Here is a 1,130-nt window from a genome sequence, read left to right as displayed (position 1 = left end):
AATACAAGATCAACATCCTGCGGGCGATCCCGCTGGGCACCACCATCGACTGCAGCGGCAGCATCGACCACGTGGGCCGCTCCACTGGTGTCGCGCATGGCGAAATCCGCGGGCTGGAAGACGGACGTCTCTATGCCACCGGCTCCACCACTTGCATTGTGATGCGGATCGCCCAAGGCTGACCCTTTGGCAGTTGCGCCTTCCGGGCTTGTCCGCCGCCTTCATCCGTTTATGCTCCAGCAGGACTCCGGGAAAACCGGAAAGAGGACTGATCATGCCGCCAAACAGTCTCGGCCGGGCCGCCACAGCCCGCATTCAAATCCTTGCCCCCGCCAAGGAGCTGGATTTTCTGGACACCCAATCCGTTGTTCTGCCGGCGCCTGTCACGCCGCTGGAGGCCTGGAACATCATGCACGCAAAGCCCTTGCCGGGCATCAAGCTGGCCTTCCGGCTGCGCGACGCCATTTCCGCATGCTTCGGGGTTAAACGCATCGGTGGCATTTCCCGGGCACCAAAAGCGGCAGTGCAATCGGGCGACAAGCTGGATTTCTTTCTGGTAGAGGCCCTGTCGGATGAAGTGATGACCCTCACGGTCCGGGACCGGCATTTGGATGTCATGACCTGTGTTTCCTCCAGCAGCGGAGTTGTGTCAGTGACGTCCTCCGTCAAAACACATAATCTGTTTGGCCGGGTTTACATGATCCCGGTCCGGCCGGCCCACAAACTGATTGTGTGGCTGTCACTGAAACGGCTGCGCCGGGAGTTTGACCGGCGGGCAGCTGCCGGCTGATAGTTATTGCCGCCTAGGCCCGGTATTCATCCCGGACCGGCTGTGCACAGGGGCCCGGATGACTGGCTCAGGTGTTCCCCCGCTGCGCCGAGGTGTCAGGTCTTCGAAAACATAGCCAGCCAGCCGCCAGCTGCGGCAGCTTCCTGTTTGCCGCCATCGACACTGCTGTGCAAACGCTCGCTGCCATCCAGACCAACCCGGCGGCGGCTGCGCAGCAGGAAAATCTTGCCCCAGCCGCGCCAGGTGCCGACAGACGGCGCCTTGGGATCGACCGGAAACCGCATCCGCCAATCCAGCGGCAGCGGCAAACCGCGGTCTTCGGCCTTTTCCAGCATCCACA

At 62.1% G+C, this 1,130-nt stretch carries 2 protein-coding genes and 1 pseudogene; 2 read left to right on the top strand and 1 reads right to left on the bottom strand.

Going from position 1 to position 1,130, the window contains the following annotated elements; genetic code table 11:
* Positions 1 to 182, top strand: a 182-nt coding sequence (locus A2I95_RS40935; protein WP_367153225.1) for a PaaI family thioesterase, incomplete at its 5' end; no start/stop codon positions are given.
* Between the two features lie 92 nt (positions 183 to 274).
* Complete coding sequence (locus A2I95_RS40930; protein WP_291738017.1) at positions 275 to 790, top strand: DUF2867 domain-containing protein; 516 nt, start codon at positions 275 to 277, stop codon at positions 788 to 790.
* A 95-nt stretch (positions 791 to 885) separates the two neighbouring features.
* Here A2I95_RS40930 and A2I95_RS40925 read toward each other — a convergent pair.
* A pseudogene (locus A2I95_RS40925) lies at positions 886 to 1,130 on the bottom strand (DUF2235 domain-containing protein); the annotation flags it as partial.

This window comes from Leisingera sp. F5, from assembly GCF_001593695.1.
This window is presented reverse-complemented; position numbering and strand designations above follow the sequence as displayed.